Raw genomic sequence first — 19854 nt, forward strand, 5'->3', positions numbered from 1 at the left:
TTAATATGGATGAAGAAACAGATGGCATTCCGCAGAACAGGCCTGCCGTCCGCGATATCGATGCAACCGACCGAAAAATATTAGGCGTTCTGGTCGACGATGCCACGATCAGCTATGCCGACCTCGGCGACCGCGTCGGCCTTTCACCGCCGGCAGCCCATGAACGCGTCAAGCGCCTCCGGCGCAGCGGCGCCATCCGCAACACCGCGGTCATCATCGATCCCAAGGCGGTGCACAAGCCGCTGCTTGCCTTCGTCCATATCGACACGAAGGGATGGGGAAAGACGCCGGAGCTGATGGCAATTTCCGAACACCCCGAAGTCGAGGAGATCCATTCCGTGGCCGGCGACACATGCATGCTGATCAAGGTCCGCACCGAGGACACGCGAGCACTCGAAGGCCTGCTGTCGCGCCTCTACGAAACACCCGGCGTCACCTCGACGCGAAGCTACGTCGTGCTCTCGACCTATCTCGAGCGGCCGGTGCAGCCGGGGATTACGACGGAGTGGCCGACGCCCCGGCACATGGCCAAGCCGCTCTATTAACTCAAACGATCCTCACGCGTATCCAAAGTCGAACCGGGAACGTCTTACGCACTGCATCCTGTGGATCGGGCCGGTTTCGTTTTCGCCGGGTTCCTTGGGTCCGACGGGATGTCTGTTGCGCAACCGGAGACACGCGATGAGAAAATTGATCGTGGGCAGCTTCATTTCGCTGGACGGCGTCATCGAAGCGCCAATGGAATGGGCCTCGCCCTTCTTCGACGAGGAGATGAAGGAGCACTCCTATGAAAAGGCCGGCGAGGCGGATTTTTTCCTGCTCGGCCGCGTCACCTATGAAATGTTTTCAGCGCGTTGGCCGCAGGTCAAAGGCAGCAAGTACATGGACCGCATGAACGGGCTGAAGAAGCTCGTCGCGTCGCGCAGCCTCAAGGAAGTGAGCTGGAACGCGTCGCTGATCGAAGGCGACGTGGCTGCCGAAATCGCTGGGATCAAGCTGCAAAACGGCGGCAACATATTGAAGTATGAAGTGAGCAATCTCGACCAGGCGCTGCTCGCCAACAGGCTTGTCGACGAGTATCAACCCTCGATCGTGCCGACCCGTGTGGGCCATGGCAAACGCGCTTTCCAGGATGTCGAGCCGTCCCTGGTCAAGCTGGAGCTTATAGATACGCACCGCTTCAAGAACGGCGTCATTACGCTGACCTATGTCCCGCTGTGATCGTGTATCATAAAGATGCAGCCAAGACTTGACCCGACAGGGCTTTTCGACGTCCGCTACGCCGGCTTCCTGGAGACGGTCGCGCATTTTGCGTGGCCGGCTGCACCGCTACTGCGCACGCATGACCGGTTCGGCGCTCGACGCCGAAGATGTCATGCAAGAGGCGCTGTTCGAGGCCTATCGGAAGATCGAGACGCTGGACGATGCGAGCGCCCTTCGCCCCTGGCTGTTTCGCATCGCGCATAATCGCTGCATCGATTTCCTGCGAAGCCGGCAGGTGCGCCAGCAGGCTGAGGCCAATTTCGCCGAGGATGAGATCATCCTGCTGGTCGAGCCGGCGGGCCAAGGTGCCGATCGCGCGATCGAACGGCTCGTGATCCACCTGCCGCCCAAGGAGCGCGCCTGCGTCCTGCTCAAGGATGTCTTCGACTATTCGCTGGAAGAGACTGCCGATCTCGTCGGCTCGACCGTGGGTGGCGTCAAGGCTGCGTTGAGCCGTGGTCGCTCGAAATTGGCTGCCTTGTCGGGCGAGCCGATCGTGCGTTCGGAGCGCCAAAGCGATCCGGAACTTCTGGAATTGCTCAGGCGCTATGTCGAACTGTTCAACCGCCGCGACTGGGACGGGGTACGGGCGTTGACCAGCGCCGACGCACAATTGCGGGTCGCGGATTGCTTCAAGGGCAGGCTGTCGGAATCACCTTACTTCGTCGAATACGAAAGTGCCTCAACGACCTGGAAAATGGCGATTGGCGAGATCGATGGCGAGGCAGTGCTGCTTGTGCTTCATCATGGCGAAGACGGTTGGAAGCCGGCCCATCCCGTTCGGATCGAAGCCGCTGGCCGGATCATAAATCGTATCACCGATTACTATGCCTGCCCCTGGATCATGCCGGCAGTTGGGGCGGTGGTCGTTTCCGGGCTGGCCTGACCGGCAGGACATGCAACTGTCCGGCATCGACCTCAATGGAAGGGGATCGATGCCGGACAAGACATAGGCAGTCTACTGAAGCTTCGCCTGCAATGCGTTGACGTCATCCGTCGTCATTTCGCCGTCGGTCGTCACCTTGCCGTCGACGATCTTCCAGAGCCGGAACGGGCCGGTGATGTCGCCATACTTATCGAAGGCGACCGGACCGATGACGCCTTCGTAGCGGATCGGCTTGCCCTCCTTGATCAGGCCGAGCGCCTTGGCGAACTCGTCCTTGCCGGCATAGATCGGCGTACCGGCCGGGTCGACCGCCTTGTACATTGCGTCCTTGATTTTGGCCGGGTCCTCGGAGCCTGCAATGGCGATTGCCAAGCCGACAATGGCGCCGGCATCATAGGACCGGTCGGCTGCGGGATTGGACGGTTCGATGCCCGAAAATTCCTTGTAGTTCTTGGTGAAATACTCGGTCGATGCGGTCGGGCTGGTGCCGGATGAAGTACCGTACGCATCCTTCAGGTAATCCGCGCCAACGGATTCGATGAAGTCCGGGCTGTTCATGCCGTCATTGAGCAGGAACTTCTGGACGCCGCCCTGCGAAATCCAGGTGCGGGCGATGGTTGCGCCGTCGACAGGTGTGCTGACGAGATAAAGCCCGTCGGGCTCGCCGGCCATCGCCGCGGTCACTTCCGAGGCATAGCTCGACTGCTTTTCATTGTAGGGCGTGTCGGAGACGATGGTGCCGCCGAGCGCCTTATAGGCGCGTGAGAATTCCGCCACCATGTTGACGCCGAAATCGTTGTTGACGTGGATGACCGACAGCTTCTTGAAACCCTTGTCGATAGCGTATTTGGCGGCGGCGACGCCTTGCAGCGCATCAGATGTGATGGTGCGGAAGAAGATGCCGTTGGTCTTGCCGTCGCGCCCAAGCGCCGTCAGTGTCGGCGACGAGGAAGCAGGCGACACCTGGACGATCTTGGCCGGAGCGGTGACCGAGGTCAGGATCGGGATCGACACCGAGGAAATGATGCCGCCGATGATGACCGGCACCTTCTTGACCTGCACGAGCTGTGTCGCGGCATCGACCGCGATGTTGCCCTGGCTCTGGCTGTCGCGGGTGTCGGTCGCTAGATCGCAGCCGCGCACACCGCCCGCATCGTTGATATCGCGGAAGGCCATTTCGACCGATTTGGCGCCGGCCTGGCCGTATTCGCCGGCGGGACCGGTCAGTTCCATGACGAGGCCGACTGTGATCTTGCAATCGGCGGCCTGCGCTGCACCGGCCGCTGTCACCAGAGCCAGCGCACTGGTGATCTGAAGTATGGTCTTTTTCATTGTTGTTCCCCTTTCGTTACATGACTCTCATTGACGCCTTGAGCCTGTTCAGTCTTCCGGCATCTGCAGCCAGGTTTCATGCAGATGTCGCCATTCGACGCCGTTGGGCGCCGATGAACTGGTGGTGAAGACCGCACTCGAGCGGCGGCGGCTGTGCTTGCCGGCACGCTGCTGTGCTTCGATGTAACAGACGACGATCGTGTCGCCTTGTTGCCAGCCGGCCCGGATATCCTCGATCGAGATACTGAAATCGCCCTCAGAGGTGGCGCGGCTTGCCCTGACATGGTCGAGCACCGCGTCACGATCGAGGACCTGACCGTCCGGCGCAACCATGCAGAAGCCTTCGCCCATGACGCGCTCGAAGCGGCTGAAATCTGCATTGTCCGCACTCGCCGCATTGAACCAGTCGACGAAGAAGCGGTGGCGATCGACCACCTCGGCGCTGGCGCGGGAAAGCAAGGAGGGCTTTTCGTCCATAGCCGCGTTCATTTCCTGCCTGCATTCAAATTGTAATGCATGATCGAGCCGTGGCGGCCGTGACGGTCGCGTTCCAATGTGTAGACGTCGCCCAGCGGCCCACGGCTTTGCGCGATCACGGCAGCGATCCTCGCCCGGTCGTCGACATCGAGCGCGATGTCCATGATTCTGGCATTGGCAAGGGCGTGCGCCTGGTTGCGGGCGCCGACGATAACGGCCGCCACTTGCGGCTGCTCCAGCACCCAGGCGCTGGCGATCGTTGCGATGTCGACGGCGTGGCGGTCGGCGACGGCCTTCAGTGTGCGAAGCAATTCCTGGAAAAGCTCCCAACCGCCGAAGTCGTCGATGATCAGCTTGTATTTCACCAGCGACCGGTTTTCGAGCGGCGTCTGCGGCTCGGCAACGCCAAGCCATTTTTCGCTGAGGAAGCCGCCCGCCACCGAACCGTAGCAGAGGAAACTGACGCCATGCCGGCTGGCGAGTGCTGCAAGGCTGTTGGCCGGCCGCTGGTCGAGCACGGAGTATTGCAATTGCTGGCTGACCAGCGGCACACCTGCGGCCAGGATCTCGGCCAGCCGCGGCGTATCGAAGTTCGTGGTGCCGATGTTGCGCACCTTGCCTTCCCTGCGGATTTCGTCGAGCCAGCCCATCGCATCGACATAGCGGGGCACCGAATAGTCCCACCAATGGAACTGCACAAGATCGAGGCGCTCAGTCTTCAACCGCCGCAGCGACTGGTCGACGATGCTGCTGATGTAGTCGCGGCTGATCGTGGAAAGTCGTTCGAGGTCAGGCACCAGCTTGGTGTGCACCTTCATCTTGACGGTAGCGTCGAGGCCACGCTCATTGGCAAGGCGCAGGCGCGCCGCGCCGATCAGCTCTTCGACACCGGTATAGATATCGGCGCAATCATAGGTCCTGATGCCGGCGTCGAAGGTGGCGATCAGGTCGGTCACCGCCTGTTGGCGGTCGATCGCGCCGTGCCCGCCGGCAAGCTGCCAGCCGCCGCGAATGACCCGCGAGATCGTATAGCCGGGGCTGAGCTCGAAAGCCTTGGCGGTCATCTCCGGTCATTCTCCTTCGGCAGCGGCACCGCCGTCGTTTCGGCATGGCTGAACCGCCGCTTGCCGGTCCTGACGATCCGCAGCCGGCTGGCGCAATTGGGATCCGGACAGGCGATCTCGGCATCCGACGTCATCCAGTCGTTCCTGTGGGTCGGGCGCTGCTTTGCGGCCAGCAGCGGCAACACGGCCGCGATGGAATAGATCGAGAAACCTAGCCCCGCCGGCATCGACAGCATCTCGCCCTTCAACTCGAAATAGTCGCCGGGCTTGGCGCCGCAATAGATCGGCTTGCCCTCGGGGATAACCGCCTCGATGCGAAGGTCGAAGAGTTCGAAACTGTCGTCGGTCTCAGCCATTCAGATCTCCACCCGGGTGAAGGTGATGTCGCAGGCGCCGTTGCGGCGGATCACGCCACAAGCGGCTGCGAATTTATCGCGCTCCTCAGGCAGCACCTGCGCGACGACGCTTCCGGCAAGCCAGCCGATCGGGAACAGCAGGCGTGCACCCTGTCCATAAAACAAACTGATATCGAAGATGGCATTCGGGTTGCCACCCCACATACGCGGCGGCACGTAGGACAACACGATGTCGCCCGGCTGCGGCGTCAGCGTTGCGTTCTCCGCCGGCAAGGGCCGGGCATAGGTTTGGCCCTCAAGTTCGGCTGCTGGAACCGGGCAGGAGATTTCCGGCCCCGTCCACATCGCATGGATGCCGGCAACGACGCGCGGCTGCTCGAGATAGGCCAGCAGGAAGGCGGCGTTGTCAGGCGCCTTTTCAGGCAACAGCAGCGCGGTCACGGAAAGCTGTGAGCGCGGCTCGGTGATGCTGATGCCAGGCGCCGTCATGCCCTCAATCCTTCCTTGCTTGTGGACTGAAGTTTGTCGCGCAGGAAAGCGAAAGGCCGGCTGATGTCGGCCACCAGCGCCTCGCGCGCCGCTTTTGCATCCTGCCTGGAAAGCGCAGCGACGATGCTGCGGTGGTAATGGGCCGTATCCACTTCCCCAGCGTCTGAAAAAGCGTAGATGGCGACGCGGATGCATGGCCCCGACTGCAGCCAAAGACTCTCGATCATCGGGATCAGCACGGCGGAACCGCAGCAACGGTAGATCTCGAAATGGAAGCTCTGGTTGAGGGTGGCCTCGCGGTCGATATCCTTCTTGTGCTTCAGCGCCCGCATCTCGTCCCACTCGCCGAGCATGGCTTCGACCGAAGCGATCTGGCGCGGGTTCATGCGCGTGGCGGCCAAAGCGATCGCTTCGCCCTCGATCAGGGAGCGGGCGCGCAAGAGGTCGTCGATGCGCTCCAGCGTGATCGGCGGCACACGCACCGAGCGGTTGGGAAGCGCCTCCAGAGCCTTCTCGGTGATCAGCCGTCCGAGCGCCTCGCGCACCGGCATGGTGCTGGTGACCAGCGCGTCGGCGAGGCCGCGGATAGTCAGAACCTGGCTCGGCTCGAAAAGGCCGCCGATCAAGGCGCGGCGCAGCTCCGAATAGACGCGATCCTGCACGGTCTCGCGCCCGACCGGCGTAAGCTGGGCTGCGATCAGCTCATTGTTCTTTTCGATGGCGGCCTTCTGCATCGGCAATCCTGGTCCCGGCCGTTTTCGGCTTGCGGAAGAATTTAAAGCCGAATAGCGTGATCAAAGCAAGTGTGATCACAAATCAAATCATAGGCGACGAAGATCGCTTTCGGCCAGAGGGATTGATGAGCGACACGACGGAACGGCAGGAGGAGATCCGCACGCCGGTCCTCACGGCCAAGAACGTCCTCAGACGCTTCGGCGGCCTGGTCGCGGTCAACAATGTCTCGTTCGACGTCCGGCCGGGCGAAATACTTGGCCTCATCGGCCCGAACGGCGCCGGCAAGACCACGATGTTCGACCTGCTGGCCGGCAGCATTCTGCCGACCAGCGGCGAAATCCTTCTCAACGGCGTATCGGTGTCGGGGGAAGCTGCCCATCGCCGCATCGGCCGCGGCCTTGGCCGCACGTTCCAGATCCCCCGGCCCTTGCCTAACCTGACGCTGATCGAAAACGTCATGCTTGCCGCGCAAGGCCAGGCCGGAGAAAAACTGCTCGCCAATTTCCTGACCCCTCGGCGGGTCGCTGCCGAAGAAAGGGCTGCCGAGACAAGAGCCATCGAACTACTCGAACTCGTCACCATCGCTCACCTCGCACACGAGCCGGCGCGCGTGCTTTCAGGCGGCCAGCGCAAGCTGCTCGAGCTGGCCCGCGTGATGATGGCCGATCCGGCGATCATCCTGCTCGACGAACCGGCGGCCGGGGTCAACGCAACCCTGCTCGAGATCATTATCGACCGCATCCGCGACATCAATGCGCGCGGCATCACCTTCCTGCTGATAGAGCACAATATCGACATGGTGGCGCGGCTTTGCCACCGCGTGCTGGTCATGGCGAGCGGCCAGCTTCTGTGCGAAGGCACCCCGGAGGAGGTGGCGCGCGACCCACGCGTCATCGAGGCCTATCTCGGAGGCGCGGCATGAGCCAAAGGGTACTCGATGTCCGCGATCTCGAAGCCGGCTACGAGCCCGGCGTTCCGATCGTGCGCGGCGCTTCGATCACCATCGACCAGGGCGAGATCGTCGTCGTTCTCGGTCCCAACGGCGCCGGCAAGTCGAGCCTTATCAAGGCCATCGCCGGCCTTGTCCCGATCACCGGCGGCACGGTGCTGCTGGACGGCAAGGATATCACGGCGTCGCCCGCCCACACCATGGTCCGCCTTGGCCTTGCCTTCGTGCCACAGACAGAGAACATCTTCCCGCTGATGTCGGTCGAGGACAATCTCAGGGTCGCCTGCGGCATCCTGAGGCCGCGCGAGGTCCCCGCCCGCATCGAGGAAATGTATGCGGCCTTTCCCGATCTCGCCCGTCAACGCAGAACGGCCGCGGGCAATCTGTCGGGCGGACAGCGGCAGATGCTGGCCGTAGCCCGGGCGTTGATCGTCCATCCCAAGGTGCTGGTGCTCGACGAGCCGTCGGCCGGCCTGTCGCCGAAATTCGTATCGATGGTGTTCGAGATGCTGGCCGGCATCCGAAAGTCCGGCGTCACCATCCTGCTGGTCGAGCAGAACGCCAAGGCAGCGCTTGCCATCGGCGACCGCGCCTATGTGCTGGTCGAGGGCAAGGACCGGCACCAGGGCGTCGCCTCCGAGCTCTGGAACGACCCGGTCGTCGCCGAGCTCTACCTTGGCCAGCGCCGCCGTGAGCTAGGGAAAGGAGGCGCGGCATGAACCTGCAATTTGTCGTCGACGGACTGCTGGCAGGGTCGATGATCGGCCTCGGCGCCATCGGCGTGACACTCACCTATTCGATCCTGCGGTTCTCGAACTTCGCCCATGGCGACTTCATGGCCTGGGGCGCCTATGCGACGCTGGCCGTGGTCGGCGCCATCGGCGCGATGTTCGGCAAGATCGCGCCGATCGCGCCCCTCTCCTTCGGTTGGCCGCTGATCGTCGCGCTCATCATCGGCATGGCGGCCACCGGCCTGCTGGCGCTGGCGCTCGACATGGTGCTGTTCGCGCGGCTGCGCGCCAAGGGCCAGGCGATCATCGTGGTGATGGCGAGCTTCGGCGCCTCGATGGCGCTGAGAAGCCTGCTCGAATTCATCTTCACCTCGCGGCCGACCTACTTCAGCCGGGCCATCCAGATCGCCATGCCGATAGGCTTCGGCATTCGCATCACCCCGGACCAGATGGCGCTGCTGCTGCTGACCGCCATTCTGGTGCTTGGCGTGCATCTCCTGATGACGCGGACCCAGATCGGCCGCTCGATGCAGGCATTAAGCCAGAACGCGGCACTTGCCCGCATCGTCGGCATCGACGTCGCCAGGGTGATGCGCGTCACTTGGATCATCGGCGGCGCGCTGGCCTGCGTCGCCGGCGTCATGATCGGCATTCTCATCCAGATCCGCCCGTTCATGGGTTTCGAGATGCTGCTGCCGATGTTCGCGGCTGCCATCCTCGGCGGCATCGGCAGCGTGCCCGGCGCCGTTCTCGGCGGTTTGATCATCGGCATGGCCGAAGCGGGTGCCGTGCAATTGATCGGCGCCGAATGGCGGGCGGCCGTCTCGTTCATCATCCTGATGGCCGTGCTGTTCGTGCGGCCCATCGGCCTTTTCGGAGTGAGGGAACGCTGATGGATCTGCTCGGCTACGGCGCCTTCTTCCTGACCACCGCGCTGATCTTTTCGCTCGTCACGCTCGGGCTCAATTTGCAATGGGGGCTGACCGGGCTTTTCAATGTCGGGGTCGCCGGCTTCGTTGCCATCGGTGCCTACACCTCGGCGCTGCTGACCACGCCCGACGATGCCGCGCGACTGGGCGGCTTCGGTCTGCCGATCCTTGTCGGCTGGCTCGGCGCCATGCTGGTTGGCGGTGTCGCCGCCGCCATCACCGGCATCGCCACGCTGCGCCTGAGATCGGACTATCTGGCGATCACTACTTTCGGCGTCGCCGTCGTCGTGCAACTGGTAGCGCTCAATGCCCAGAAGCTGACCGGCGGCCCGTTCGGCATCGGCTTCATTCCGCGTCCGTTCGGCGGTCTTGCCGAAACGCCGTTGCTGTTCAACCTTTCGAACCTTGCGATCGTCTCGGTGATGACGCTGATCGTCTATCTCGCGCTGGAGCATCTGTCGCGCAGCCCGTGGGGGCGTGTATTGAGGGCGCTTCGCGAGGATGAGCGGGCCGCGATATCCCTAGGCAAAAGCGCGCGGTTCTACCGCGTCCAGGCCTTTGCCGTCGGCGGCGCCATCATGGCGCTTGCCGGTGCGCTGCAGGCGCATTTCACCGGCTTCATCGCTCCGGACAATTATTTGCCGGCGCTGACTTTCCAGGTCTGGGTGATGCTGATCGTCGGCGGCTCGGGCAGCAACATCGGCGCCGTCATCGGCAGCATCCTGGTCTGGGCGATATGGGCCGGATCGGGAGCCTTGACGAGTGTGTTGTTCTCGCCCGAACAACAGGCCCGCGCCGCCTCGCTGCAGATCGTGGCGATCGGCGTGATGCTGTGCGTCATCCTGCTGGTCAGGCCGAACGGCCTGTTCGGCGACAGGCCGCGGCGTGTGAGGTTTGGCAAGAGCACGAAAGTGACACCAGACGAGAGCGCTGCAAGGTCATGAGCAGCATTGCCGTGCCACGCGGCCTTTCGCTATGGCACGCGGTCGGCCGCAACCGCCGCGACCGGCCGGCTCTCGAAGGTGCACTCGATGTCGATCTGGCGATTGTCGGCGGCGGATTCTTGGGCCTTTCCACCGCGCTGCACACCGTCGAGAAAGGCGTCGCGGTCGCCGTCCTCGAGGCGGAAACCATCGCCTGGGGCGCGACCGGCAGGAACGCCGGCTTTGTCGTGCCGAATTTCGCGAAAAGAGACCCCGACGATATCATTGCCCAGCTTGGGCCCGAACGCGGCGAACGCCTTGTCGATTTCGCCGCCGGCGGCGCCGACCTCGTCTTCGACCTGATCAAGCGGCACGGCATAGAATGCGATGCAGTCCAGAGCGGCTGGATACAACCCGCCCATTCGCCGGCCGCTTTGGAAAAAACTAGATCGCGCGCCGAACAATGGGCACGACGCGGAAGGCCGGCTGTTGCGCTGGATAGTCAGGCGGCCGAGGAGCTGACCGGTGTTCGCGGCTATCTCGGCGGCTGGATGGACAGGTCGGGCGGTGTCCTCAATCCGGTCGAATATGCGCGCGGGCTGGCCGACTCGGCGGAAAAGGCCGGCGCCCGCATCTTCGAATATACACGGGTTAAATCGATCGACCGGACAGGGGGTGGCTGGGCTCTGAAGACGGCCGCCGGTTCGGTGCGTGCCGAAAAAGTGCTGGTCGCCACCAACGCCTATGGCGGCGCGCTGGATTGCGCGCTGCAGCGAACCTATTTCCCGCTGAAAATCTTCCAGATCGCGACGGCGCCGCTGCCGCGCGAAACACGCACCCGGTTGCTTCCGGGCGGGCAAGGCGTCGGCGACACCAGGCGCAATCTTTTCACCTTCCGCTTCGACAGCGGAAACAGGCTGATCACCGGCGGCATGCATGTTTTTGGCCCCGGTGCCGACACGCGGGTGCCGCGGGCGATCTGGCGACGGCTCGCCAAGCATCTCGATCTCCCGGAAATCCCGCCGCTTGAATATAGCTGGTCGGGGATGGCTGCCGTCGAGCCCGACTTCCTGCCCCACCTCGTCGATCTCGGCCCCGGCTTGATTGCGGGCTTCGCGTGCAACGGTCGCGGCATTGCCATGACCACCGCCATGGGCAAGGTGCTTGCAGATTGGGTTGATCGAACAAAGCCTCAGGATTTGCCGCTGCCGTTTGCGCCGCCGTCGCCGATCCCGTTCCACAGCCTGGTGCGGCATGCACCAAACATGGTCCTCCCCTGGAGCATGCTGCGCGACCGGCTGGATCGCTGATCGACGTGCGTGTCCGTCCGCCGTCCTGATACCCGAACTGCTAGACTCGCCCACATCATGTTGTTAACGACAGCAGATGAAGCAGAACTATCTTTATCTCATCATCGGCGCTTTGGTCGTCGCCGTTATTGCGTTGGGGATTTACGTTTATCGCGAGGAGACTAAGCCGAAAGGCGTGGAACTTCGTATCGACGATTCCGGCATTTCAGTTCAGGAAAAGTAGATCACATATTCCTGTTGCCCGACTTTGCGCTGGAAGTCGGCTTGCACCGCCTCACCCCAACTCCAGCGTCGTTATCGCAAAAACCCCGGACTGCATGAGCTGCGGCGCCTTTCCCTTGTACATTCGAGCGGTCTCGAAGCCCGGTTGAAGGCCGGCGGACGACAGCAAATCTGCAAATTGTCCACTGGTTTCGGGAACGTCGAGATGGACGTTTCCTGGACCGGACATGTGCGCGAGCGCGGTGAAGAGATGGCTTGCCGCGTCCAGATCGTCGGCAAAGAGCGGGCCGATCTTGCAGCCGTCCCGGCATTGGCGCGCGACGCCGTATCCCGCAATGGCGCCGTGCTTGAGGATCGCAGGCGCGATATGCGGCGGGCGCAGCCAGTGTTCCAGGAATGATCGCCTCGGGCCGGGGAAGAAACGGCGGTCATAGTCCAGTATGTCGGCCAAGAGTTCCGGCCCTATGGCGCGAATGTCGTTGTCGGCGGCTGCCGGGACATTCGGTGACCCCATGAACCGGATCGTCCGGTAGGCCGGCGCAAAGCCCATGCTGCGGTAGTTGGCCTGCTGTTCGACGACGCCGTCGAGGCCGATCGTGCGCTTGCCGAGCCGCGCCATGCCGGCATCCCAAACGGCCTTGCCGTGGCCTTGGCCACGCCTGTCCGGCCGGCAGATGTAGAGGCCGATGAAGCCGAAATCCTTGCCATAGGCAACGGCCGAAATACCGGCCGCCAGTTCGCCGTCGACAAAGGCGCCGATGAAGCCCTGCGGGTCGGCTGCCTGGAACAGCGCGGCGTCGCGGAGGCCGGGATTCCAGCCTTCCGCCGCCGCCCAATCGACAAGGGTTTCCACTTCTTCACGTGCGAGCGTTCGGATCATTCGGGGCATTGCGATCAATCGGCGGCACCAGGCGCGAAGGATTTCAGCGCACCATGATAGGGCTTTGCCAATGGGCTTGCATAGGCGCCGCGCTTGGATGTCGTCAGGCCAAGCGCGATCAATGCCTCGGCCTGTTTCACGGCAGCGCCGACGCCGTCGACGACCGGAAGCCCGAATTCCCGCTGCAGCGCCACCGCCAGGTCGGCCATGCCGGCACAGCCGAGCACGATCGCCTCGGCGCGATCCTCGTCGATGGCGCGCGCGATCTCGTCGCGCAGCCTGGGGAGTGCGTCGGACGCCGGATCTTCGAGGGCAAGAACCGGGATGTCGGCGGCGCGCACACGCGCCCGCCCCGCCATGCCATAGCGCTGCACCAGCCCTTCGACCGGCACGCGCGAGCGCCCGGTGGTGGTGACGACGGTGAAGCGCTGGGCGATGAACGAGGCCGTGCTGAGCGATGCCTCGCAGATGCCGATGACCGGAATGTTGGCCATGGCGCGTGCGGCATCAAGGCCGGTATCGTCGAAACAGGCAATGATCGCGGCTTGCGCGCCCGAGCGTTCGCCGGCGGCGATCTCGACCAGCAGGCCGGGCACGGCAAGCGCCTCGTCATAATAGCCTTCGATCGACACAGGTCCCATCGTCGAGGTGACCGCAACGATCGTCGTCGATGCGCCGGCGACAGATCGGGCCGCGGCTGCGATAGTGTCGGTCATGCTGGCGGTGGTGTTTGGATTGACGACGAGGATCTGCACTGTCAGGCACGCTCGCGGCGGCGGCCGACATAGACGATCGCGCCGAGCGTCAGCAGGATCACCAGGAAGGAAAATATGGTCGTCACGGTGCCCAGCGCATAGAGCACCGGTGTCGTCACATTGGTCGTCATGCCGTAGATTTCCAGCGGCAGCGTGTTGAACGTGCCCGAGGTCATCAGCGTGCGGGCGAACTCGTCATAAGACAAAGTGAAACCAAACAGGCCAACGCCGATCAGGCTGGGCGCGATCATCGGCAGGACGACATGTGCGAAGGTTTGCCAGGATGATGCTCCGAGATCCCGCGCGGCTTCCTCGTAGGCCGGCGAGAACCGGTTGAAGACAGCAAACATGATCAGCACGCCGAAAGGCAGCGTCCAGGTCAGATGGGCGCCGAAAGCAGAGGTGTACCAGGCGGGACGAAAGCCGATCTGCTGAAAGACAACGCCGATGCCAAGGCTGATGATGATCGAGGGCACTACGAGGCTGGCGACGGCCAGATAAAACAGTGCGGTTGCGCCGCGAAATTTCTGCCGGAAGGCAAGGCCGGCGAGCAGCGACACGGCGACAGTCACCACCATCACCATCAGGCCAAGGACGAGCGAGCGTTTGAAACTGCCGCCGAAGTCGCCGACCGCCTGGCGCTCGAACAAATTGGCGAACCAGTGCAGCGAGACGCCGTTCAGCGGAAATGTCAGGCCGCCATTCTCGCCCTGGAAGGAGAGGATCAGGATCGCCGAAAGCGGGCCGTAGAGGAACAGCACGAAAAGCGCAAAGAACGCCGCCAGCACATAGAATTCGAGGGTCCGCTTGTCGTGACTCAAAATCTCACAGCTCCTTGCGAATGTCGACGATGCGCAGGATGCCCGCGACCATCAGCAGGACCAGTACCAGCAGCACGACCGCGTTGGCAGCGGCCGCCGGATACTGCAGCAGCGACATCTGGTTCTTCATCATCAGCGCGACGGAGGCGCTCTGGCCGCCGGACATCACCTGCACCGTCGAAAACTCGGCCATCACCAGGGTGACGACGAAGATGGTGCCGATCGCCATGCCGGGCTTGGCAAGCGGGATGACGACGTTCCACAGGACCTGCCAGCCGGAAGCGCCGGCATCACGCGCGGCCTCGATCAGCGACTTGTCGATGCGGATCAGCGTGTTGAAGATCGGCGTCACCATGAACAGCGTGTAGAGATGCACCATGGCCAGCACCACGGCGAATTCGGAATAGAGCAGCCATTCGATCGGCTTCGGGAGCAGCCCCATCTGCACCAGCGTCGAGTTGACCAGGCCGTTGCGGCCAAGCACCGGAATCCACGAGATCATGCGGATGATGTTGGAGGTCAGGAACGGCACCGTGCAGACAAGGAACAGCACCATCTGCATGGCCGTGGTCCTGATATGGAAGGCGAGGAAATAGGCGACCCAGAAACCGATGAACAGCGTCAGCGCCCAAACGATGGCGGCGTATTTCAGCGTGTTCAGATAGGTCTTCCAGGTGACCCAGGAGCCGAGCGTGTCGGCGTAGTTGGTGGTCAGGAAATCCGGGTACATCGCCGCGAAATCGTAGTCCCAGAATGAGACCACGGCGATCATCAGGATCGGCAGCAGGAGAAACGCGCCGAGGATCAGCGCCAGCGGTGCCGCCTGGAGATAGGGTGCGAGGCCGGCAAAGGAGCGCTTACGTCTGGCCGGCTTTGTGGCAATGGTTGCGGGCTGATCGAGTGCCACTGTCATCTGGAACAGCCTCGGTGGTATTTTGCCGGGCTGTGATCCTTCGCGCCCCCCTCTGTCCTGCCGGACATCTCCCCCACAAGGGGGGAGATTGGCTTGCAAGCCGGCCTTCGCCAATCATCGCCGTATGACGAAGAGTGCTGAAGAAAGCCACAGCCGATCTCCCTGCTTGTGGGGGAGATGTCCGGCAGGACAGAGGGGGGCGCGAAGGAATGCAACATCTCAGTTATCGCCTGGCATCAAGCAGCGATGAACTCGTTCCAGCGCTTCACCATGTAGCGGTCCTCGTCCATGACCGAGTTCCAACAGGCGACCTTGCCCATGCGCTCTTCGAACGAGCCGCCGTCACGCACGGCGCCTGCTTTTTCCATGACCTTGCCGTCCGGCGACAGGATATCGCCCTTTGCCGGCTTGCCTTCGATCCAGTAGCCCCACTCGTCCTCCGACATGAACTTCTTGGCCGACACCATGTTGGCCGAGTAGTAGCCCTGGCGGTTGAGATAGCCGCCAACCCAGCCGGACGTGTACCAGTTGATGTATTCATAGGCGGCATCGAGTTCGGCGCCGGAGAGGTGGGCTGCCAGGCCAAGCCCGCCACCCCAGGAGCGGTAGCCTTCCTTGAGCGGCTGGAACCGGCACGCGATGCCCTTGGAGCGGACCGCGGCCACGGCCGGCGACCACATCGACTGGATCACCACTTCACCTGAAGCCATCAGGTTGACGCTCTCGTCGAAGGATTTCCAGAAGGCGCGGAACTGGCCGTCCTCCTTGGCCTTGATGAGGAAATCGATCGTCTTGTCGATCTCCTCCTTGGTCATGTTGCCCTTGTCGGCATACTTGATATTGCCGGTGGCTTCCATGATCATCGCCGCATCCATGATGCCGATCGATGGGATGTTGAGGATGGCGGTCTTGCCCTTGAAGGCCGGATCCATGATGTCGGCCCAGGTGGTGATATCGCGGCCGACGAGGTCGGGGCGGATACCGAGCGTATCGGCATTGTAGATCGTCGGCACCATGGTGAACCAATTGGTCGGCGCCTTGGCGAAGGCCTTGCTGTCCTGCGCCTCGACGTAACCGACCGTGTGCGGCGCGGTGCCCTGGGCGATGACGCTGTCCGGCGTCAGCTTGCCGGTTTTGAACAGCGGCACCAGCTCGTCGTAGTATTTCAGCTTGGTGACATCCATCGGCTGCAGGACGCCTGTCGGAAACACCTTCTTGCAGATCCAGTATTCGATGTCGGCGATGTCGTAGCTGTCGGGCTGCGTCACGGCGCGCTGCGCGGCGGCGTCGGAATCGGTTGCCGTCATCTCCAGCGTGATGCCGAGATCGGCTTTGCACTTGTCGGCGATGGCATTGAGGTTAGACACGCCGGTGCCGAACTGGCGCAGCGTGATGTTCGATTGCGCCCAGATGGTCGGAAAGCCCGATATGGCGCCGGAACCGGCGGCAAAACCGACGGCGGCGGCACCTGTCTTGAGCAGCGAACGTCGCGATATTCCAGTCTTCTTGTCGGTGGTCTTGGTCATGTTCAGTTCCCCTGTTTTGGTTGGTTATGCTGGATTCAGGAATGGAGACGGCCAAGGACGATCGCGTCCTCAGCGTCCCAGGCGATCTGCACGGCGTCGCCGACGGCAACCGGCCTGGCGAAGAAGCTGGTGTCGTCGACGATCACCGTGAAATCGTCGATGCCGGCGCCATTGACCGAGAGCTTCACGGTCGAACCGCGGTACTCGACGTTTGAAACGATGCCGGTGAAGCCGAGCCCGGCTGCCGGCGGCTCGCCGATGCGCACGTGGTCCGTGCGAATGGCGATATCGATGGGCTCCCCGGTCTCCCTGCCCTGCCCGCTGGCGGCGAGCGTGACGCCGCCGGACACATCGAAAACGACCATGCCGTCGCGACTGCCGGTGACGCGGCCGGAGATGACATTGTGGTCGCCCATGAAACGGGCGACGAAGGCAGTGGCCGGCCGCTCGAACACGATGCGGGGGTGCGCCGCCTGCTCGATACGGCCGTCGTTCATCACCACGATCAGGTCGGCCAGCGCCATCGCCTCTTCCTGGCTGTGAGTGACGTGGACGAAAGTGATGCCGAGCGACGTCTGCAGCTTCTTCAGTTCGGCCCGCATGCGGATTTTCAGGAACGGATCGAGCGCCGATAGCGGTTCGTCGAGCAACAGCGCCTCGGGATCGGTGATCAGTGCGCGGGCGAGAGCAACGCGTTGCTGTTGGCCGCCCGAAAGCTGCGCCGGACGACGGCTGGCATAGGCCTCCATCTGCATCAGCTTCAGCATGTCGAGTGCCTTGGCGCGGCGCTCCTCCTTGCCCACGCCTTTCATCTTCAGGCTGAACGCGACATTGTCGATCAGGTCGAGATGCGGAAACAGTGCGTAGGACTGGAACATCATGGCAGTGCCGCGCCTGGCCGGCGGCAGGTCGGTAACCACTGTGTTGCCGAGCCGCACATCGCCGCTCGATATGCTCTCGTGCCCGGCGATCATGCGCAGCGTCGAGGTCTTGCCACAGCCGGACGGACCGAGCAGGCAGCAATAGGTCCCCGCAGGGATTTTCAGGCTGATGCCTTCGACGGCAGTCGTCGCGCCATAGACTTTCGAAACGGACACAATGTCGATTTCGGCGGCTTTGGACATCCAGCTTCCCCTTTGGTCGGATTAGCCAAAGCATCATGCGTGCCAGTTGCGCGCCGCCGCACCAACCGACTGAATCCTCGAAGAAATCGGGGCTGTATCTACGTGGCTGCCGATACGGCATCCTTGTGCAATGCACAAATTATAGGCGATTGCCGCCGATCCTCGCAAAAATCGTATGCAATCTTTTTAATCCCTGTATTCACTTTGTCTCTCGTCCAAGCGATGCGATTCAGGGTAGAAGTACGCAGGATCACCGCCATGAACATTGCCGACCAGACTTTCCCTGCTATCGAGGCCGCCAACGAGGATCGCGCGCAGGCGATCCGCGACCAGTTGCGCGATGCGATCGTCGATCGCCGGCTGGCGCCGGGAACCAAGCTTTCCGAAGGCGAAGTCGGCACGCTGTTCGATGTCAGCCGCACCGTGGCGCGTGCGGCACTGCAGATGCTTTCCTTCGAGGGATTGGTGCGCACCGAGCGCAATCGCGGCGCCTTCGTGGCTAATCCGTCGCCGGAGGAAGCGCGGCAGGTCTTTGCTTCGCGCCGGCTCATCGAACCAGGCATCGCGATTGCCGCCGCCGGACGGATGACGCCGGGGCATATCGAGGCGTTCAAGGCCCAGCTCGACGAAGAAGGCCGTTTCATCGCCGAACGCGGACCAAACGCAAGGCGATCGGAGATCAAGGCGTCGGGGGATTTTCACCTGCTTCTGGCGTCGGTCGCGGGAAACGTCATCCTGCAGCGTTTCATGGAGGAATTGGTCGCTCGGTCATCGCTGGTGATAGCACTCTATGGCCGCTCGGGTATCTCGAGCTGCGGCCACAACGAACACACGCAGATCCTCGAGGCGCTGGAGAACGGCAATGCCGAACGCGCCAGCGCGCTGATGCTGCACCACATCGACCATATCGAGGCCGACCTCGATCTGCGCGTCAGGAGCGGCCCGGCACTCAGGCAGGCGCTCGAGTTCTGAGATCACGTCAACGCACGATCCTCACGCACATCGGCGTACCAATGTCGATGGATCGGCCGGTGTCGGTCAGCCGGCCGGTTGCGGCATCACGGGCGAAGATCGAGATGCGGTCGGCATTCTGGTTGGCCGAGAACAGATGGCCGCCCGAGGGCGTCAGTGCCAGATTGCGCGGCGTGGCGCCGCCGCAAGGCGTATAGTCGACGAGGGCAAGCCTGCCGGTTTGCTGGTCGACCGAAAACACCACGATGCTGTCATGGCCGCGGTTGGAGCCATAGAGGAAGCGGCCGTCGGGCGAAATCTGGATGTCGGCGCAATGATTGCCGTCGCGCGCCTCGGGCGGCACGGCCGGTTTGCTGTCGATCACCGTAAGCTTGCCTGATGCTTCATCCAGCGCCAGCGAGACGACCGTCGAATCCAGCTCGTTCATGACGAACACGAAGCGGCCGCCCGGATGCAGTGCGAGATGGCGCGGACCTGCGCCTGGCGCAAGCGCCGACTCGGCCAGTTTGGTCAGGCTGCCGTCTGAGCCGATCCGATAGGACACCAGCCGGTCGATGCCGAGGTCGGCGACGATCGCCATGCCGCCGGCAACCGTCTCGGTTACGCTGTGGGCATGCGGCCGCTCCTGGCGGGCGAGGTCTGGTCCGGTCCCGCTGTGGGCGACGCTCGACAACGGCGCTGTCAGGCCCCCATCGTCGCGCAGCCCCAAGACCACGACCGAGCGATCGGGGCCGCCCTCGCCCATGCCGTAATTGGCGACCAGCAGCTTCGTCCGGTCGCGCGTGATGGTGTTGTACGCCGTGATGCTGCCCAGCGTCGGCTGCTTGTTGATGTAGGACAGCGTGGCGGTCTGCCTGTCGAAGCGGTAAGCCGAGACCACGCCTTCGCGCCAGGTGAACACTTCGGAATTGGCGTAGACGTGGGAGCCGTCCAGCGTCACCGACAGGAAGGTCGGATTGTCGATGTCTTCCGTCTCGGCCAGTTTCTTCGTCTCCAGCGTCCCCTCGTCAAAACTGTAAACACCCAACCCGACACCGCGCGCGCCTTGAAAATACGGGGCGTCGCGATTGAGGCTGCCGACGAAAACCAGACAGGCATTCTGCATCACTTCCTCCCTTGTTCCGCCGGCATTGGCCGCGACGGAGCAGGCAAAATTTCGCCGAGACTCGCTTGCAACACAACCCCATATGTGAAAAT

Annotated in this window: 23 protein-coding genes; 10 read left to right on the forward strand and 13 right to left on the reverse strand. The window is 62.9% G+C overall.

Annotated features, from left to right (window positions below):
* Positions 1-5 precede the first annotated feature (5 nt).
* The 3 genes from NKI19_RS08665 to NKI19_RS08675 all read left to right on the forward strand — a co-directional run bounded on the left by NKI19_RS08665 (position 6) and on the right by NKI19_RS08675 (position 2149).
* On the forward strand, positions 6-545 hold the full coding sequence (locus NKI19_RS08665) for an Lrp/AsnC family transcriptional regulator (protein WP_352564796.1): 540 nt from the start codon (positions 6-8) through the stop codon (positions 543-545).
* A gap of 136 nt (positions 546-681) precedes the next feature.
* Entirely contained in the window at positions 682-1221 is a 540-nt protein-coding gene (locus tag NKI19_RS08670) for a dihydrofolate reductase family protein (RefSeq protein WP_352493477.1), read from the forward strand.
* 121 nt (positions 1222-1342) lie between these two features.
* Positions 1343-2149: a sigma-70 family RNA polymerase sigma factor gene (locus NKI19_RS08675; RefSeq protein WP_352564798.1), complete on the forward strand. Its 807-nt coding sequence runs from the start codon at positions 1343-1345 to the stop codon at positions 2147-2149.
* 72 nt (positions 2150-2221) lie between these two features.
* Here NKI19_RS08675 and NKI19_RS08680 read toward each other — a convergent pair whose 3' ends face one another.
* From NKI19_RS08680 to NKI19_RS08705, 6 genes are read right to left on the reverse strand one after another with little or no spacing between them, the layout of a single operon-like run.
* Positions 2222-3481, reverse strand: coding sequence for an ABC transporter substrate-binding protein (locus NKI19_RS08680; protein WP_352488553.1), 1260 nt, complete (start codon positions 3479-3481; stop codon positions 2222-2224).
* A 48-nt stretch (positions 3482-3529) separates the two neighbouring features.
* The gene (locus NKI19_RS08685) at positions 3530-3958 is read right to left on the reverse strand and encodes a DUF4440 domain-containing protein (RefSeq protein WP_352488552.1); all 429 of its coding nucleotides are present in this window, start codon (positions 3956-3958) and stop codon (positions 3530-3532) included.
* An 8-nt stretch (positions 3959-3966) separates the two neighbouring features.
* A complete protein-coding gene (locus tag NKI19_RS08690) occupies positions 3967-5022 on the reverse strand; it encodes an aldo/keto reductase (protein WP_352564800.1) in 1056 nt (351 codons plus the stop codon).
* The gene (locus NKI19_RS08695; RefSeq protein ID WP_352488549.1) at positions 5019-5378 is read right to left on the reverse strand and encodes a TIGR04076 family protein; all 360 of its coding nucleotides are present in this window, start codon (positions 5376-5378) and stop codon (positions 5019-5021) included. Before NKI19_RS08695 ends, NKI19_RS08690 begins: the two co-directional genes overlap by 4 nt.
* Complete coding sequence (locus NKI19_RS08700) at positions 5379-5867, reverse strand: DUF3830 family protein (protein WP_352564802.1); 489 nt, start codon at positions 5865-5867, stop codon at positions 5379-5381. It abuts the gene before it with no gap.
* The gene (locus tag NKI19_RS08705) at positions 5864-6601 is read right to left on the reverse strand and encodes a GntR family transcriptional regulator (protein ID WP_352488547.1); all 738 of its coding nucleotides are present in this window, start codon (positions 6599-6601) and stop codon (positions 5864-5866) included. Before NKI19_RS08705 ends, NKI19_RS08700 begins: the two co-directional genes overlap by 4 nt.
* Positions 6602-6726: 125 nt before the next feature.
* Between NKI19_RS08705 and NKI19_RS08710 the strand changes: the two genes are divergently transcribed.
* The 6 genes from NKI19_RS08710 (at position 6727) to NKI19_RS08735 (ending at position 11667) form a co-directional block, all read left to right on the forward strand.
* Positions 6727-7524 (forward strand): ABC transporter ATP-binding protein, encoded by a 798-nt coding sequence (locus NKI19_RS08710; protein ID WP_352488546.1) that lies wholly within the window; start codon positions 6727-6729, stop codon positions 7522-7524.
* Entirely contained in the window at positions 7521-8270 is a 750-nt protein-coding gene (locus NKI19_RS08715) for an ABC transporter ATP-binding protein (protein WP_352488545.1), read from the forward strand. Before NKI19_RS08710 ends, NKI19_RS08715 begins: the two co-directional genes overlap by 4 nt.
* The gene (locus tag NKI19_RS08720; protein ID WP_352488543.1) at positions 8267-9175 is read left to right on the forward strand and encodes a branched-chain amino acid ABC transporter permease; all 909 of its coding nucleotides are present in this window, start codon (positions 8267-8269) and stop codon (positions 9173-9175) included. Before NKI19_RS08715 ends, NKI19_RS08720 begins: the two co-directional genes overlap by 4 nt.
* Positions 9172-10155 carry a branched-chain amino acid ABC transporter permease gene (locus tag NKI19_RS08725; RefSeq protein ID WP_352564867.1) on the forward strand — a complete coding sequence of 328 codons (984 nt, stop codon included), beginning with the start codon at positions 9172-9174 and terminating at the stop codon, positions 10153-10155. Before NKI19_RS08720 ends, NKI19_RS08725 begins: the two co-directional genes overlap by 4 nt.
* Positions 10152-11444: an NAD(P)/FAD-dependent oxidoreductase gene (locus tag NKI19_RS08730; RefSeq protein ID WP_352564804.1), complete on the forward strand. Its 1293-nt coding sequence runs from the start codon at positions 10152-10154 to the stop codon at positions 11442-11444. The genes NKI19_RS08725 and NKI19_RS08730 overlap by 4 nt, the downstream gene beginning before the upstream one ends.
* Before the next feature lie 76 nt (positions 11445-11520).
* Entirely contained in the window at positions 11521-11667 is a 147-nt protein-coding gene (locus NKI19_RS08735; RefSeq protein WP_023716676.1) for a hypothetical protein, read from the forward strand.
* A 51-nt stretch (positions 11668-11718) separates the two neighbouring features.
* On the opposite strand, the gene NKI19_RS08740 is transcribed toward NKI19_RS08735, so the two are convergent.
* From NKI19_RS08740 to NKI19_RS08765, 6 genes are all read right to left on the reverse strand, one after another.
* Entirely contained in the window at positions 11719-12555 is an 837-nt protein-coding gene (locus NKI19_RS08740; RefSeq protein ID WP_352488541.1) for a GNAT family N-acetyltransferase, read from the reverse strand.
* A 5-nt stretch (positions 12556-12560) separates the two neighbouring features.
* Positions 12561-13301, reverse strand: a complete 741-nt coding sequence (locus NKI19_RS08745; RefSeq protein ID WP_352488539.1) for an aspartate/glutamate racemase family protein — start codon at positions 13299-13301, stop codon at positions 12561-12563.
* 2 nt (positions 13302-13303) lie between these two features.
* Positions 13304-14122, reverse strand: a complete 819-nt coding sequence (locus NKI19_RS08750; RefSeq protein ID WP_352488537.1) for an ABC transporter permease — start codon at positions 14120-14122, stop codon at positions 13304-13306.
* A gap of 4 nt (positions 14123-14126) precedes the next feature.
* Positions 14127-15035, reverse strand: coding sequence for an ABC transporter permease (locus NKI19_RS08755; protein WP_352488535.1), 909 nt, complete (start codon positions 15033-15035; stop codon positions 14127-14129).
* 236 nt (positions 15036-15271) lie between these two features.
* The gene (locus NKI19_RS08760; RefSeq protein WP_352488533.1) at positions 15272-16561 is read right to left on the reverse strand and encodes an ABC transporter substrate-binding protein; all 1290 of its coding nucleotides are present in this window, start codon (positions 16559-16561) and stop codon (positions 15272-15274) included.
* Between the two features lie 35 nt (positions 16562-16596).
* Positions 16597-17685 carry an ABC transporter ATP-binding protein gene (locus tag NKI19_RS08765; protein WP_352488532.1) on the reverse strand — a complete coding sequence of 363 codons (1089 nt, stop codon included), beginning with the start codon at positions 17683-17685 and terminating at the stop codon, positions 16597-16599.
* 258 nt (positions 17686-17943) lie between these two features.
* Here NKI19_RS08765 and NKI19_RS08770 point away from each other — a divergent pair, with 258 nt between their 5' ends.
* Complete coding sequence (locus NKI19_RS08770; RefSeq protein WP_352488530.1) at positions 17944-18657, forward strand: GntR family transcriptional regulator; 714 nt, start codon at positions 17944-17946, stop codon at positions 18655-18657.
* A gap of 7 nt (positions 18658-18664) precedes the next feature.
* Here the strand turns inward: NKI19_RS08770 and NKI19_RS08775 are convergent, their stop codons facing one another.
* Entirely contained in the window at positions 18665-19762 is a 1098-nt protein-coding gene (locus NKI19_RS08775; RefSeq protein ID WP_352564806.1) for a lactonase family protein, read from the reverse strand.
* Between the last annotated feature and the right edge of the window lie 92 nt (positions 19763-19854).

The organism is Mesorhizobium sp. M0751 (genome assembly GCF_040320265.1).
GTDB lineage: Bacteria > Pseudomonadota > Alphaproteobacteria > Rhizobiales > Rhizobiaceae > Mesorhizobium.

Coding starts and splice junctions, on each gene's coding strand:
- NKI19_RS08765 (WP_352488532.1), bottom strand. CDS start 17,685: ATGTCCAAAGCCGCCGAAATCGACATTGTGTCCGTTTCGAAAGTCTAT.
- NKI19_RS08760 (WP_352488533.1), bottom strand. CDS start 16,561: ATGACCAAGACCACCGACAAGAAGACTGGAATATCGCGACGTTCGCTG.
- NKI19_RS08715 (WP_352488545.1), top strand. CDS start 7,521: ATGAGCCAAAGGGTACTCGATGTCCGCGATCTCGAAGCCGGCTACGAG.
- NKI19_RS08735 (WP_023716676.1), top strand. CDS start 11,521: ATGAAGCAGAACTATCTTTATCTCATCATCGGCGCTTTGGTCGTCGCC.
- NKI19_RS08775 (WP_352564806.1), bottom strand. CDS start 19,762: ATGCAGAATGCCTGTCTGGTTTTCGTCGGCAGCCTCAATCGCGACGCC.
- NKI19_RS08730 (WP_352564804.1), top strand. CDS start 10,152: ATGAGCAGCATTGCCGTGCCACGCGGCCTTTCGCTATGGCACGCGGTC.
- NKI19_RS08710 (WP_352488546.1), top strand. CDS start 6,727: ATGAGCGACACGACGGAACGGCAGGAGGAGATCCGCACGCCGGTCCTC.
- NKI19_RS08690 (WP_352564800.1), bottom strand. CDS start 5,022: ATGACCGCCAAGGCTTTCGAGCTCAGCCCCGGCTATACGATCTCGCGG.
- NKI19_RS08700 (WP_352564802.1), bottom strand. CDS start 5,867: ATGACGGCGCCTGGCATCAGCATCACCGAGCCGCGCTCACAGCTTTCC.
- NKI19_RS08670 (WP_352493477.1), top strand. CDS start 682: ATGAGAAAATTGATCGTGGGCAGCTTCATTTCGCTGGACGGCGTCATC.
- NKI19_RS08755 (WP_352488535.1), bottom strand. CDS start 15,035: ATGACAGTGGCACTCGATCAGCCCGCAACCATTGCCACAAAGCCGGCC.
- NKI19_RS08685 (WP_352488552.1), bottom strand. CDS start 3,958: ATGGACGAAAAGCCCTCCTTGCTTTCCCGCGCCAGCGCCGAGGTGGTC.
- NKI19_RS08665 (WP_352564796.1), top strand. CDS start 6: ATGGATGAAGAAACAGATGGCATTCCGCAGAACAGGCCTGCCGTCCGC.
- NKI19_RS08740 (WP_352488541.1), bottom strand. CDS start 12,555: ATGCCCCGAATGATCCGAACGCTCGCACGTGAAGAAGTGGAAACCCTT.
- NKI19_RS08695 (WP_352488549.1), bottom strand. CDS start 5,378: ATGGCTGAGACCGACGACAGTTTCGAACTCTTCGACCTTCGCATCGAG.
- NKI19_RS08705 (WP_352488547.1), bottom strand. CDS start 6,601: ATGCAGAAGGCCGCCATCGAAAAGAACAATGAGCTGATCGCAGCCCAG.
- NKI19_RS08720 (WP_352488543.1), top strand. CDS start 8,267: ATGAACCTGCAATTTGTCGTCGACGGACTGCTGGCAGGGTCGATGATC.
- NKI19_RS08680 (WP_352488553.1), bottom strand. CDS start 3,481: ATGAAAAAGACCATACTTCAGATCACCAGTGCGCTGGCTCTGGTGACA.
- NKI19_RS08675 (WP_352564798.1), top strand. CDS start 1,343: ATGACCGGTTCGGCGCTCGACGCCGAAGATGTCATGCAAGAGGCGCTG.
- NKI19_RS08770 (WP_352488530.1), top strand. CDS start 17,944: ATGAACATTGCCGACCAGACTTTCCCTGCTATCGAGGCCGCCAACGAG.